13 protein-coding genes are annotated in these 12,705 nt (G+C 58.3%); 6 read left to right on the top strand and 7 right to left on the bottom strand.

What is annotated here, in order from left to right; genetic code table 11:
• Nucleotides 1–101 precede the first annotated feature (101 nt).
• Genes yidC through ACR0LL_RS11225 form a run of 6 tightly spaced genes read left to right on the top strand, consistent with a single transcriptional unit; the run spans nt 102 to nt 5,442 of the window.
• Complete coding sequence (gene yidC, locus ACR0LL_RS11200; protein ID WP_480586670.1) at nt 102–1,931, top strand: membrane protein insertase YidC; 1,830 nt, start codon at nt 102–104, stop codon at nt 1,929–1,931.
• Nucleotides 1,928–2,665: an MOSC domain-containing protein gene (locus ACR0LL_RS11205; protein ID WP_480586673.1), complete on the top strand. Its 738-nt coding sequence runs from the start codon at nt 1,928–1,930 to the stop codon at nt 2,663–2,665. Before yidC ends, ACR0LL_RS11205 begins: the two co-directional genes overlap by 4 nt.
• Nucleotides 2,662–3,315, top strand: a complete 654-nt coding sequence (gene yihA / locus ACR0LL_RS11210; RefSeq protein WP_480547311.1) for a ribosome biogenesis GTP-binding protein YihA/YsxC — start codon at nt 2,662–2,664, stop codon at nt 3,313–3,315. The genes ACR0LL_RS11205 and yihA overlap by 4 nt, the downstream gene beginning before the upstream one ends.
• Nucleotides 3,316–3,375: 60 nt before the next feature.
• Complete coding sequence (gene argB, locus ACR0LL_RS11215) at nt 3,376–4,239, top strand: acetylglutamate kinase (protein WP_267363778.1); 864 nt, start codon at nt 3,376–3,378, stop codon at nt 4,237–4,239.
• Nucleotides 4,240–4,261: 22 nt separating this feature from the next.
• Entirely contained in the window at nt 4,262–4,948 is a 687-nt protein-coding gene (locus ACR0LL_RS11220) for a ferredoxin (RefSeq protein ID WP_480586676.1), read from the top strand.
• Nucleotides 4,945–5,442 (top strand): SixA phosphatase family protein, encoded by a 498-nt coding sequence (locus ACR0LL_RS11225; RefSeq protein ID WP_480586679.1) that lies wholly within the window; start codon nt 4,945–4,947, stop codon nt 5,440–5,442. The genes ACR0LL_RS11220 and ACR0LL_RS11225 overlap by 4 nt, the downstream gene beginning before the upstream one ends.
• A gap of 44 nt (nt 5,443–5,486) precedes the next feature.
• Here ACR0LL_RS11225 and ACR0LL_RS11230 read toward each other — a convergent pair whose 3' ends face one another.
• The 7 genes from ACR0LL_RS11230 to ACR0LL_RS11260 all read right to left on the bottom strand — a co-directional run bounded on the left by ACR0LL_RS11230 (nt 5,487) and on the right by ACR0LL_RS11260 (nt 12,638).
• Nucleotides 5,487–6,278 (bottom strand): amino acid ABC transporter ATP-binding protein, encoded by a 792-nt coding sequence (locus ACR0LL_RS11230; RefSeq protein ID WP_480484762.1) that lies wholly within the window; start codon nt 6,276–6,278, stop codon nt 5,487–5,489.
• Nucleotides 6,279–6,290: 12 nt separating this feature from the next.
• The gene (locus tag ACR0LL_RS11235; protein ID WP_480586682.1) at nt 6,291–7,595 is read right to left on the bottom strand and encodes an amino acid ABC transporter permease; all 1,305 of its coding nucleotides are present in this window, start codon (nt 7,593–7,595) and stop codon (nt 6,291–6,293) included.
• 1 nt (nt 7,596) lies between these two features.
• Entirely contained in the window at nt 7,597–8,865 is a 1,269-nt protein-coding gene (locus ACR0LL_RS11240) for an amino acid ABC transporter permease (protein ID WP_480586684.1), read from the bottom strand.
• 128 nt (nt 8,866–8,993) lie between these two features.
• The gene (locus tag ACR0LL_RS11245) at nt 8,994–10,010 is read right to left on the bottom strand and encodes an amino acid ABC transporter substrate-binding protein (RefSeq protein WP_209598866.1); all 1,017 of its coding nucleotides are present in this window, start codon (nt 10,008–10,010) and stop codon (nt 8,994–8,996) included.
• A 205-nt stretch (nt 10,011–10,215) separates the two neighbouring features.
• Entirely contained in the window at nt 10,216–10,923 is a 708-nt protein-coding gene (locus tag ACR0LL_RS11250; RefSeq protein WP_480586687.1) for an ATP12 family chaperone protein, read from the bottom strand.
• A gap of 3 nt (nt 10,924–10,926) precedes the next feature.
• Nucleotides 10,927–11,598, bottom strand: coding sequence for an HAD-IA family hydrolase (locus tag ACR0LL_RS11255; protein ID WP_209505876.1), 672 nt, complete (start codon nt 11,596–11,598; stop codon nt 10,927–10,929).
• A complete protein-coding gene (locus ACR0LL_RS11260) occupies nt 11,595–12,638 on the bottom strand; it encodes an RluA family pseudouridine synthase (RefSeq protein WP_480586690.1) in 1,044 nt (347 codons plus the stop codon). Before ACR0LL_RS11260 ends, ACR0LL_RS11255 begins: the two co-directional genes overlap by 4 nt.
• Nucleotides 12,639–12,705 lie beyond the last annotated feature (67 nt).

The raw sequence follows: 12,705 nt of genomic DNA on the forward strand, positions 1-12,705 counted from the left end.
ACCCCTCCGTGACGAAATGACGGGCGATTCCGCTTGACCTTTGGGTCTGCACTCTGTTGAACCCTGCGGGTGTCTTTCACTGCTCAAGGTGGCTGTCCCCGATGGACGATCAGAACAAGAACCTCATCCTCGCAACCGCGCTCAGCTTTCTCGTGATCCTGGTCTGGTTCGTGCTGTTTCCCCCTCCGGAACAGACGACAACCACGGATCAGGTTGAAGTAACCAGCGTCGAAGGCAGTGAGGTTCAGGCGCCCAGTGCGGCCGACACCAGTACTGTCGGAGAGGCAACCGCGGCAGCTACCGAAGCTGAACCCGAGGCCGAAGCGCCCCGCATCAATATCGACACGCCCCGCCTGACCGGTAGCCTGTCCCTTGCTGGCGGTCGGATCGACGAGCTGTCATTGAAAGACTACAAGGTCTCGCTGGCCGAGGATTCTCCGATTGTCGAGTTGTTGTCGCCAGTCGGATCGCAATCCGCCTATTACGCCCTCTATGGCTGGGCTCCTGGCGCGGGCCTGACCGGTGCAGATGTTCCCGGACCAAATACCATCTGGACGCTTGAGCAGGGCGAGACCCTGGGTGTTGACACACCTGTGACGCTGGCCTGGGAAAACGGCAATGGTCTGACGTTCCGCCGCACCATCGCGGTTGACGAGAACTACATGTTCACGGTCACGCAATCTGTCGAAAACGCCACCGGGGTTGAAATTGGATTGGCACCTTATGGCATTCTTGCGCGCCACGGCATTGGCGAAGACGGGGACCTGCCGGACCTGAAGAACTTCTTCATTCTGCATGAGGGTGTGATCGGTATGGCCGACGGCACTCTGACCGAAGTGGATTATGGTGACGTTCGTGATTTCGATATCGACCCGGGCGAGCGCGCTCAGGCCGAGGTGTTTCAAGTCAAGGAAAACGGCTGGATCGGGTTCACTGATCACTTCTGGATGACCACGCTGATCCCGGAACCCGGTTCTGCGTTCAAGGCGGCTGCCAAATACGACTCGCGTCGCAAGATTTACCAGACAGAAACGGTACTTCCGACGCTGACCGTGGCGCCGGGTGCGACCGAGCAGGTGACAACGCAGCTGTTTGCCGGCGCAAAAGAGTGGGAGACCATCCGCGAATACCAGGCTGACGGTGTGCAGAAATTCATCGACAGCATCGACTGGGGCTGGTTCTTCTTCCTGACCAAGCCGATTTTCTGGCTGCTGCACAACATTCATGCGCTGATCGGCAATATGGGTTGGTCCATTATCGGCCTGACGCTGATCATCAAGGCAATCCTGTTCCCGCTGGCCTTCAAATCCTACGTCTCGATGGCGAAGATGAAGGAACTACAGCCGCAGATGGAAGCCCTGAAGGAAGCCGCGGGCGACGACCGCCAGAAGATGCAGCAGGGCATGATGGAGCTGTACAAGAAGGAAAAGGTGAACCCCGCTGCCGGTTGTTTGCCGATCCTGTTGCAGATCCCGATCTTCTTTTCACTGTACAAGGTGATCTTCGTCACAATCGAACTGCGTCAGGCACCGTGGTTCGGCCCCTTCCAGGACCTGAGCGCACCTGACCCGACCTCGATCATGAACCTCTTTGGCTTGCTGCCCTGGGCTGGCCCGCAACCGGACACCCTGATGGCGCTGATCTTTATCGGTATTCTGCCGCTGCTGCTGGGGATCTCGATGTGGCTGCAACAGAAACTGAACCCGGCACCAACCGATGCCACACAAGCGATGATCTTCGCGTGGATGCCCTGGGTCTTCATGTTCATGCTGGGCGGCTTTGCCAGCGGTCTGGTCGTGTACTGGATTGCGAACAACACGATCACCTTTACCCAACAGTATCTGATCATGCGCAGTCAGGGCTATACGCCGGACGTGTTCGGAAACATCAAATCCGGATTTAAGCGATTGCCAAACACGGACAAGAAATGAGCGGAACAGTTTCAGGCCTTTGGCGTCACCCGATCAAAAGCCATGGGCGCGAAGCCCTGAGCCAGATTACCCTCAACCCCGGGCAGACCATGCCCGGGGATCGCGTTTGGGCCGTTGCCCATGAAGCGGCCAAGACCGACGGAACGGAATGGGCCCCATGTGTAAATTTCAGCCGCGGTTCAAAAGCCCCCAAGCTGATGGCGATTTGGGCGAAACTGGACGGCGAGCAGGTCACGTTGCGCCACCCGGACCGCCCGGATCTGAGCTTTCATCCGGACACAGAGGAATCGGTTTTCCTGGACTGGGTAAAACCGCTTATGCCCTCGGATCGCGCTGCGTCCACCCGAATTGTCCGGGTGCCCGGACGCGGTATGACCGATACCGATTTCCCGTCAATCAGCCTGTGCAACATGGCGTCTCATCGCGCTGTTGAACAAAAGCTGGGCCAGTCTTTGTCTGCGGCGCGATGGCGCGGGAACATCTGGTTCGAAGGCCTGCCTGAGTGGAATGAATTCGACTGGCTGGGCCGTAACCTTCGCATTGGCGAAACCGTGCTCCGGGTGCGCGAGCGTATTATTCGCTGTCTGGCCACCACTGCAAATCCGGAAACCGGCGAACGCGACGCGGATACTCTGGGCGCGCTGAATAGCTGGGATCATCAGGATTTCGGTGTCTATGCAGAAGTCATTCAGGGTGGTGAAATCCGCCTGAATGATACGCTGGAGGTGCTATGACCACGCTTCCGTTTCCGCTGGCCGAAGAGCCGGATGACTTCGCCAAAGAACGCGGTCGCAAGCTGTTTGCCGGCCCGTCTGAATTTGTCAAAGGCGTGGTCGCCATGACGGGCCTGCCCGCCCCTGACCGGCTGGAGGTTTGTTTTGCCGGTCGCTCGAATGTCGGCAAATCCAGCCTGATCAATGCGCTAACCGGAACAAAGGGTCTGGCGCGTGCCTCTAACACACCTGGCCGTACGCAAGAAATCAACTTCTTCACGCAAGGCCCAGACCTCTATCTGGTGGACCTGCCGGGCTATGGGTATGCCAATGCACCGGTTAACGTGGTGGAAAAATGGCAGAAGCTTCTCAAGCAATACCTGAGCGGTCGTCAGACGCTGCGCCGTGCCTTTGTCCTGATTGATGCGCGCCACGGGGTAAAACCGGTCGACGCTGAAATCATGAAATTGCTGGATACCAGTGCCGTGACCTTTCAATGCGTCCTTACTAAGGCCGACAAGGTCAAGGCCAACGAGCGCGAGAAGGTTCTGGAACAAACCCGTGCGGCTTTGTCCAAACATCCCGCAGCATTCCCGGAAATCGTCCTGACCTCGTCCGAAAAAGGCGACGGGATTCCGACCCTGCGCTCGATCATTGCGCATCTGGAATAGCTTCGCCCTTGGCAGCGCGGTGCAAAGGCCCTAACACGGACGGTCAGAGGGACCTTAGCAATGAAGACACGTGACATGAACCGGGACTGGATCGCCACCGCAGCAACCCTGAACAGCGCATTGCCCTATCTGCAGCGCTATGATGGGGCCATCGTCGTCATAAAGCTGGGCGGGCATGCCATGGGCAGTGACGAGGCGATGGAGAGCTTTGCCCGCGATGTCGTCTTGATGCGGCAGGTCGGCGTGAACCCGGTTGTTGTGCATGGCGGTGGTCCGATGATCAACGCGATGCTGAACAAGCTTGATATCCAGTCCGACTTTGTGAACGGCAAGCGCGTGACCGACACGGCAACCGTCGAAGTTGTCGAGATGGTTCTGTCTGGCCTGGTGAACAAGCGGATCGTTCAGGCTATCAATGGTCAGGGCGGTTCGGCCGTGGGTTTGTCGGGCAAAGATGCTAACCTGATGATCTGCGACCAGACGGATGCGTCTCTGGGTTATGTCGGCACCCCGTCCGAGATGAACCCGAAAATCCTGCATGATCTGTTCTCACATGATGTGATCCCGGTCATCGCGCCTCTGGGCGCGGGCCGTGAGGGTGAAACGTTTAACGTGAACGGCGATACGGCTGCCGGGGCGATTGCCTCGGCATTGAAAGCTGACCGCCTTCTGTTGCTGACAGATGTCTCGGGCGTCAAGAACGCGGCGGGCGATGTGGTGACCGAGCTGAAAGCCGGCCAGATCCGCGAGATGACCCGCGAAGGCACCATCGCGGGCGGTATGATCCCCAAGACCGAAACTGCCCTCGATGCCCTGCACAGCGGCGTTCGGGCCGTCGTGATACTTGACGGGCGCGCGCCAAATGCGGTTTTGCTTGAACTGTTCACGGAACATGGCGCCGGGTCGCTGATACGGCCAGACTGATCGCAGCAAAAGCCGAGGGAAGATGACAGACCTTGCGCAACCTTCCTCAGTTCCAGATGCGGAAACCTATGGCCGCGTAGAACACGCGGCGCGTCAAGCGGGGTTGATTGTCATGGGCGCGCTGCATCCTCATCGCGTGGCGGCCCGGCAACTCGACGCTGGCACGTTAATTTTGCTGGGCGCGGGTCCTGATTTCTGGTCTGCTCTGAAAGCCTCGCCGGAATGGCGGGGGCCTGATCCAGTAAACCGCTGGTCAACCAGAGTCGTCGGCCAGATGGCACATGCGTTCGGTGCACAGGCCTATTTCCCCTTTGGTGGTCCACCCTATGCGCCTTTCATCGACTGGGCCCTGAAATCGGGACGCACCTTCAGCAGCCCGGTGGGGGCTTTGGTACATGACACAGTCGGTATGATGATCTCATATCGCGGCGCACTGCATTTCGCCCATGAGCTTGCCATCCCTGAGGCGTCTAGCGTTTCCCCCTGTGACACCTGCGCCGCCCCGTGCACGACGGCCTGCCCTGTCGGCGCGCTGAACGCGCAAAACTTCTATGACCTTGCAGTCTGCCACGACCATCTTGATACCGCTGAGGGTCAAACCTGCATGACAGGCGGCTGTCTGGCCCGCCTCGTCTGCCCGCTCAGCGCGGGCGCAGGGCGCGACCCCGAACAATCAGCCCATCATATGAGGGCTTTTCACCCGTCATGACCCGCACTCTGATCCTGACGCGTCACGCCAAATCCAGCTGGGATAACCCAGGACTTGGCGATCATGAACGCCCCCTGAGCAAGCGTGGGCGCAGGTCAGCCCCGGCCATTGGTGCATGGCTGCGCGATAACGGCTGGCTGCCGGATGAAGTGCTAAGCTCGACGTCAACCCGCACTCGCGAGACATGGGACCGGATGGGGTTAACGGCCGATAAGGTCCGCTTTCACAATGCGCTCTACCACGCCGACGCCGAAGTCATGTCGCGCGAGTTAGCAGGTGCCACGGAACCGACTGTGTTGATGCTGGGCCATAACCCCGGAATCGCCGAATTCGCCAACCGCCTTGTGCGACGGCCACCGGATCACATGCGCTTTTTCGATTATCCGACTTGTGCAACCACTGTGATGACATTCAACGCCGACAGCTGGTCGGACGTGCGATGGCATATGGGCACCGTGCTGGGCTTCACCACCGCGCGAGAGTTGCTGGAATAGAAAAAGGCGGGGCAAAACCCCGCCTTTCCACCATCTTGAGCCGTTCAGTGTCCCAGAATCTGGCTGAGGAACAGTTTGGTCCGCTCGCTTTGCGGATTATTGAAGAACTCTTCCGGTTCGTTCTGTTCCACGATCTGGCCCGCATCCATGAAGATCACGCGGTTGGCAACCTGACGGGCAAAGCCCATCTCGTGCGTCACGCACAGCATGGTCATGCCTTCCTCGGCAAGCTCGATCATGGTGTCGAGCACCTCTTTGATCATCTCGGGGTCCAACGCCGATGTCGGTTCATCGAACAACATGATCCGCGGCATCATGCACAGCGAGCGGGCAATTGCCACACGCTGCTGCTGACCACCCGAAAGCTGACCAGGATACTTGTCGGCCTGCTCGGGGATTTTCACCTTTTCAAGGAAATGCATCGCGCGCTCTTCGGCCTCTTTCTTGGGCGTCTTGCGCACCCAGATCGGGGCCAGCGTGCAGTTCTCCAAAATGGTCAGGTGCGGGAACAGGTTGAAGTGCTGGAACACCATGCCAACCTCGGACCGGATCTTGTCGATGTTCTTGAGGTCATTCGACAACTCGGTCCCATCCACGATGATCGTGCCCTGCTGGTGTTCCTCCAGCGCGTTCAGGCAGCGGATCAGGGTAGATTTCCCTGACCCGGATGGACCCGCAATAACAATCCGCTCGCCCTGATTGACGGTCAGATTGATGTCGCGCAGCACGTGAAAGGAACCGTACCACTTGTTCATGTTGGTGATTTCGATGGCGACCTCGTCGCTCACCTGCATTTTGGAACGGTCGATTTCGCGGTCAATTGCAAGTTCAGACATGTGTTGAACTCCTTAACGGTGGCCAGTCTGAAGCTTGCGCTCCAGATACATGGAATAACGGGACATAGAGAAGCAGACGATGAAGAACAGGAACGCGATGAACGCGAACAGTTCCCAATAGATGCCGTTCCAGGCTGTGTCGGCGCGGATAGCAGATGCCAATCCGATCACGTCGAACAACCCAATAATCGACACCAGCGTCGTATCCTTGAAGATCCCGATGAATGTGCTCACGATGCCCGGAATTGAGATTTTCAGGGCTTGCGGCATGATGATCAGCCTTTGCGCCTGCCAGTAGTTCAGGCCCAGACTGTCGGCGCCTTCGTACTGTCCTCGTGGCAGGGCAGCCAGACCACCCCGGATCACCTCGGCCATGTAGGCCGCCGAGAACAGGGTCATCATGATCATCACCCGCAAGATGATGTCAAAGTTGGTGCCTGGCGGCAGGAACAGGTTCAGAAGAAGCGACGCCACGAACAACAAGGTGATCAGCGGCACACCGCGAATGAACTCGATAAAGCCCACGCACAGGTATTTGACGATCAGCAGGTCCGACTGACGCCCCAGCGCCAGAACGATACCGATCGGAAGTGAGACACCAATGGCCACAACGCCCAGCAGGATCGCCAGCATGAAACCACCGAACTGACGGCTTTCGACAGCTTCGATGCCAATCGGCAGAACCGAGTCCAACGCGCCCGTGAAATAGCTGGATAGCACCAGCCACCAGATCACTGCGGCAACGACCGCACCAATCATACCCACCAGTTCACTCACCTGTTTGCTGAGAACCGAATACGCAAACCAACCGACGACAAACCCAAGCGCGGCCGAGATTGGCCCCCAGATGGTTCCGCCCCACATCAGGAACGGCATCAGGAACGGGTAGATTGCCGTGAAGATCAGCATCTTGGTTGGGACGCGGTCCGAATACAGAACCGGCGCCAATGCGACCAGCAACAGAACCAGCGCTAGGATCGGTCTCCAGTACAGATGGCTTGGATAGAAGCCGAACAGCAACTGTAACCAACGGTCATTGATAACCGCCCAGCAGGCGTGCCCATGGGTCGACCCCCAGGTGGCCATCATGATCTCGCGGCACTCGTTGAGAGAGTCGGCATTCCACACGGACTGGAAAATCCATGGCAGAACACCTGACAGCACGTAGTAGATCGCATAAAGCGAAACCACCGTCAGGATCGTGTTAAACCAACTTGAGAACAGGTTGTGCTTGACCCATCCCAGCGCACCGACCTCGGAAGCAGGCGGTGCCTGCTCGGGCAGCATTTCCGTGCGGACAAATGAAACATCACTCATATTACCGCTCCACCAGTTTTACACGGTTGTTGTACCAGTTCATCACCGCCGAGATGCTCAGCGAGATGGACAGATAGACCAGCATCAACAGCAGAACACATTCCAGCTCGCGACCGGTCTGGTTCATGGTGATGCCGCCAAGGGTCCCCGTGATGTCCATATATCCGACCGCGATCGCCAGTGACGAGTTCTTGGTCAGGTTCAGATAATTCGAGATCATGGGCGGAATGATCACCCGCAATGCCTGCGGTAGGATCACAAGGCGCATGGTCCGGCCCGGGCGCAGACCCAGCGCCGATGCGGCTTCGGTTTGGCCTTTTGAGATGGCCAAGATACCCGCACGAACGATCTCGGCGATGAAGGCCGCCGTGTAAAGCGACAAGGCCAGCCACAGCGCGATCAACGAGTTACGCAAATGTGTGCCACCGGTAAAGTTGAAGCCTTTCAGCTCAGGGAAACCAAGGTGAAACCCCAAGATGGTGAGAAGGACAATCATCGGCACAAACAGAATACCCAGCTGGATGTGCCAGATAGTCGGACGATCACCGGATGCCTCTTGCTTGGCTTGTGCCCAGGCGGACACCTTGCGCATCGCAAAGATGCTGCCGCCAAGCACGATCAGAATGGCGATCAGGTCCAGCGAGATATCGAACCGCAGGCTCGACGTGCCGAATATGTGGATATCACCCAAGCTGCGCGAGAACAGGAACTCCGGGATATAGACCCCGCGATTGGTCACCGCGACAGAATCGAACAGATTCATCGTGGCTTCTGGGTTTTCTCCGCGGAACGCCCTTGGTGCTGGCAGGCTTTCGATCAGAATGGCCATGGCCAGAACAATCCACAGCAGCACAGGTACGTTGCGGAACATCTCAACATAGACGGTCATGATCCGCGCAACCAGCCAGTTGTTGGACAGGCGCAGAACACCAACCAAAACACCGACTATCGTTGCTGTGATACAACCAAGAACCGCCACAACCAGCGTGTTCAGCAAGCCGATAAAGGCCGCGCGCAAGTGACTGTCGCGCGAATCGTATTCAAGCAAGCGCTGGTTGATATCGTAACTGGCCGGTTCTGCGAAAAAGCCGAACTCAACCGGTTTTCCAAGCGCTTCGAGGTTTTGGATGGTATTGGAAATGATCCAGGCTGCCAGAAGCATAAAGCCGATCATTGCAATGACCTGAATGGTCGCAGATCGGTACCGCGTATCATAAAGGAGCATGGACAGCCGGAACTGCTCCTTCGGCGGGTCAGTGAGAGTCGTCATGACCTATGTATATCCCCGTGCATCCCGTAAATATGCCGGCAGAGTTGATCCCTGCTCAAAACCGTACGGGCGTGATTCTTATGGATGGAAAAAGGGCGCAGGTTGCCCTGCGCCCTTCTCCGTCGATATTAGCGGAACGGCGGCGAGTACAGCAGGCCGCCTTCGGTCCACTGTGCGTTCAGGCCGCGTGCCAGACCAATCGGGGTTTCTTCACCGATGTTCTTGGCAAACACTTCGCCATAGTTGCCACCGGCTTTGATCGCCTTGGCTGCCCAGTCAGCGTCCAGACCCAGCATTTCGCCCAGGGTGCCTTCGGTACCCAGCAGGCGGTTGATTTCCGGGTTATCAGTTCCAGCGGCCAGTTCATCAATATTGGCCGAAGTTACGCCCAGCTCTTCAGCCGAGATCAGCGCGTTCAGAGTCCAGCGCACAACGTCGCCCCACTCGTGGTCGCCGTGACGGACCAGCGGGCCCAGCGGTTCTTTCGAGATGATTTCGGGCAGCAGGATGTGATCACCGGGGTTTTCGAATGTGGCGCGGGTTGCCGCCAGACCCGAAGCGTCGGTGGTGTATACGTCACATGCGCCAGCCAGATACTGCTGCTGTGCCTCGGCGTTGGTTTCGATCGGAACCGGTTCGTAGCTGATGTTGTTCGAACGGAAGAAGTCCGCCAGGTTCAGCTCGGTTGTGGTGCCGGTCTGGATACAAACGGTTGCGCCGTCCAGTTCCTTGGCCGAGCTTACGCCCAGTGCCTTGGGAACCATAAAGCCCTGACCGTCATAGTAGTTCACACCGGTAAATTCGAACTTCAGGTCGACGTCGCGGCTGAAGGTCCAGGTGGTGTTACGCGCCAGCATGTCAATCTCGCCCGAGGCCAGAGCGGTAAAACGTGTTTTACCGGTGGTCGGAACGAATTCTACCGCGCTTGCATCGCCCAGAACAGCAGCAGCAACGGCACGGCACAGCGATACGTCAAAGCCCTGCCATTCGCCATTGGCGTCAGGAGCAGCAAAGCCAACCAGACCGGTGGTCACACCACAGTTCAGCTTGCCGCGCGCTTTAACGTCGTCAACGGTCCCTGCCACGGCTGCGCCAGCAGCAAGACCGGCAATCGTTGCCGCGCCCAAGATTACGGATTTTTTCATTTTTACCTCTTCCTGATTTCCCGCCCCATCAGAGGCGGCTCTGCCCGGCAAGTGGATGCCGGATAGGTTACTCCAAAGGTGTCTCCCCTTTAGTGGCACTGAGTTTGGGCGTATTCATAAACAAACGTCAAGGGTCGGATCATCGAAAACGATGGATCAGACCCCAACCAATTTGAACATTTGGCCAAAAATCGGAAAATAAGGATCAAACCGACATATCAAAGAAGCGTTTAGCATGCAGAAATGCGGCTTTCTTCGTTTCGGCAACCGCATGGGCCTCGTCATCGTGACCCCATTGTTCGATCTGCCAGGTTTCGTCCAGCCTCGAAATGCGCCATATTTCGGCCGGTTCGCGCCAATCCATGGCCGCCGCAAACCCGAGAATCAATGACCCTGACAAGCTGACCAGATCGTGGAACGCCGCCAGTTGAAACGCATCCAGCGCGTGGACGCGAGCGCGCAGAGCCGACAGGGCAGCGGCAGATTGCGGCTTGTGCAACACACCGATAACCGGCTGCAAGCGAGCAGACAGCGCAGCCTCGGCCCAGTCCAGTGCCGGATCCCATTCGGCGCTTTGACGTTCCTGCAACTCTGTTGGATGTGTCGCTCGATAGCACAGCAGATCAGAATCGCCGTAATCCGCAAGCATATCGGCAACTTCCCCGTGCTGGGGCCGAACCTTGTCGATTGCCGCATTCGCCGAACGGGTGCATGGCATCGTCGACGGATCTACCTCTTTCTGCTGGGCATCCCATTCTGCCGCAACCGCTTCGGCCATGGCGCGGGTCGGCAGGATCAACGCCGCTTTGGCAGGGGACTTGACGCGGCGGCCATCCAGTTCAACCGTAAACCCACTGTCGACCTCGGTAATCCGGCTTTCTTTCCAGAAGCGTTTCGGTTTCCAGTCACTCATGTTTCAGTTCCATATCCCGGCCAGCGCAGTGGGCAACTGGTCAAAGGTCTCAATCATGCAGGTGGCCGAGGTCAAAGCAGACCGATCATGGTACCCCCATGCCACGCCGATGCCGCGCACCCCGGCAGCTGCTGCCATGTCCATGTCATAGCTTGTATCGCCGACCATCACCGCGCAGTCGGGTTCGACACCGGTCTCGGCCAACGCGGCCTGCACCATGGACGGATGCGGCTTCGACGGATGGTGGTCGGCGACCTGCCGGGTGACGAAGTAGCGCTCAAGCCCATGCACTTCGATCAACGCATCAAGCCCGCGCTGGGATTTGCCGGTTGCCACCCCAAGAAGCACTTCGGGTACGGCGTGCAAGGCTTCAATCGCCTCTCGCGCGCCGGGATAGAGTGGAGAGCTGGCAGCGCCCAAATCCAAGCGATGCGCGTGATAAGCTTCCTTGTACCCTTCAACGAGATCGTTCTGTACCGAGGAAGGTTGGTCCGGCACCAATCGTGCGATGGCATGTGGCAGGGACAGCCCGACAATGGACAGGATCACCTCTCGCGTCGGTACAGGTACCGACGCGGCCTGAAAGCTGGTGGTCATGGCGTGAACGATACTGCCCTGACTGTCGACCAGAGTGCCATCGACATCAAACAGAACCAGCCGCAGGGGTGCGCTCATTGCAGCGCCTCAAACGGGTCGTCTGCGGCCAGATCTTCGGTCCAGCCGAAGGTGTCCCAGCTGTGTTTCATATGTTCCGGCAAGGGCGCGGTCACGGCCACAGGTTTGCGCGTGACCGGATGCAGGAATGACAGTCGCCGCGCGTGCAGATGCAGCTTTTTGCTGATGATCCCACCCAATTGTGCGCCCCAGCCATCACCCAAGTTTTCCTGCCCCGAGCCACCGTATTTGCCGTCGCCGATGATCGGATGCCCGATCGCTGCCATATGCGCGCGCAGTTGGTGGGTGCGGCCCGTGATTGGCTCCATCGCCACCCAAGCGGCGCGCCCGGCCACCCGGTAGAGGGTCGCATAATGTGTATGTGCCCGTTTCGCACCGGGGGTGCTGTCGATCTCGTTCATATGGACGGGGATCATCTTTTCACCCTCGCCGTGGGCGCCATGACCGGTTGCTTTCACAAGACCCGTCTTGATTTCACCCAGATATGGCGTGGGAACACCTGCAACCAGCGCCCAGTAAATCTTGCGCGTGTCGCGGTGACGGAAAGCGGCTGTCAGCCCCTTCGCGGCTTCGCGCGTACGGGCCAGCAGCAGAACACCTGACGTGTCCTTGTCCAGGCGATGAACCAGACGCGGGTTTTCGTCATACCCAAACCGCAACGCCTCAGACAGGCTGTCGACATGCCGGGTCTGCCCGCTGCCGCCCTGAACCGGCAGGCCCTGCGGCTTGTTCAGGGCCAGAATGTGATCATCACGGTAGATCACGCAGGACTGGATCATCTTGGCATCCGCATCCGAGATACGATGCTTGACCTCAACCGGTTTGTGATCAGGCCCCGGCAATGGCGGTACACGAACCACCTGCCCGACCTCCAATCGGGTCGAGGCCTTGGCCCGGCTGCCATCCACACGCAGTTCTCCCTTGCGGCACATCTTTTCGATGCGGCCCTGGCTGACATGCGGGAACAGGCGGCGCAACCAGCGGTCCACACGCTGATCGCCGTCCCCTTCAGCGACTGTAATCATCTGTACGCCACTCATGCCATTGCCCCTTGCGCCGCGCGGGTGATCCGCCCGGATTGCGTCTTTGTCCGTGTCCCAGAAATCA

Source organism: Ruegeria sp. AI2, from assembly GCF_056541275.1.

What these genes read in the sequence shown, in the direction of transcription:
- yidC (WP_480586670.1), top strand. Translation starts at nt 102, where the DNA reads ATGGACGATCAGAACAAGAACCTCATCCTCGCAACCGCGCTCAGCTTT.
- ACR0LL_RS11205 (WP_480586673.1), top strand. Translation starts at nt 1,928, where the DNA reads ATGAGCGGAACAGTTTCAGGCCTTTGGCGTCACCCGATCAAAAGCCAT.
- yihA (WP_480547311.1), top strand. Translation starts at nt 2,662, where the DNA reads ATGACCACGCTTCCGTTTCCGCTGGCCGAAGAGCCGGATGACTTCGCC.
- argB (WP_267363778.1), top strand. Translation starts at nt 3,376, where the DNA reads ATGAAGACACGTGACATGAACCGGGACTGGATCGCCACCGCAGCAACC.
- ACR0LL_RS11220 (WP_480586676.1), top strand. Translation starts at nt 4,262, where the DNA reads ATGACAGACCTTGCGCAACCTTCCTCAGTTCCAGATGCGGAAACCTAT.
- ACR0LL_RS11225 (WP_480586679.1), top strand. Translation starts at nt 4,945, where the DNA reads ATGACCCGCACTCTGATCCTGACGCGTCACGCCAAATCCAGCTGGGAT.
- ACR0LL_RS11230 (WP_480484762.1), bottom strand. Translation starts at nt 6,278, where the DNA reads ATGTCTGAACTTGCAATTGACCGCGAAATCGACCGTTCCAAAATGCAG.
- ACR0LL_RS11235 (WP_480586682.1), bottom strand. Translation starts at nt 7,595, where the DNA reads ATGAGTGATGTTTCATTTGTCCGCACGGAAATGCTGCCCGAGCAGGCA.
- ACR0LL_RS11240 (WP_480586684.1), bottom strand. Translation starts at nt 8,865, where the DNA reads ATGACGACTCTCACTGACCCGCCGAAGGAGCAGTTCCGGCTGTCCATG.
- ACR0LL_RS11245 (WP_209598866.1), bottom strand. Translation starts at nt 10,010, where the DNA reads ATGAAAAAATCCGTAATCTTGGGCGCGGCAACGATTGCCGGTCTTGCT.
- ACR0LL_RS11250 (WP_480586687.1), bottom strand. Translation starts at nt 10,923, where the DNA reads ATGAGTGACTGGAAACCGAAACGCTTCTGGAAAGAAAGCCGGATTACC.
- ACR0LL_RS11255 (WP_209505876.1), bottom strand. Translation starts at nt 11,598, where the DNA reads ATGAGCGCACCCCTGCGGCTGGTTCTGTTTGATGTCGATGGCACTCTG.
- ACR0LL_RS11260 (WP_480586690.1), bottom strand. Translation starts at nt 12,638, where the DNA reads ATGAGTGGCGTACAGATGATTACAGTCGCTGAAGGGGACGGCGATCAG.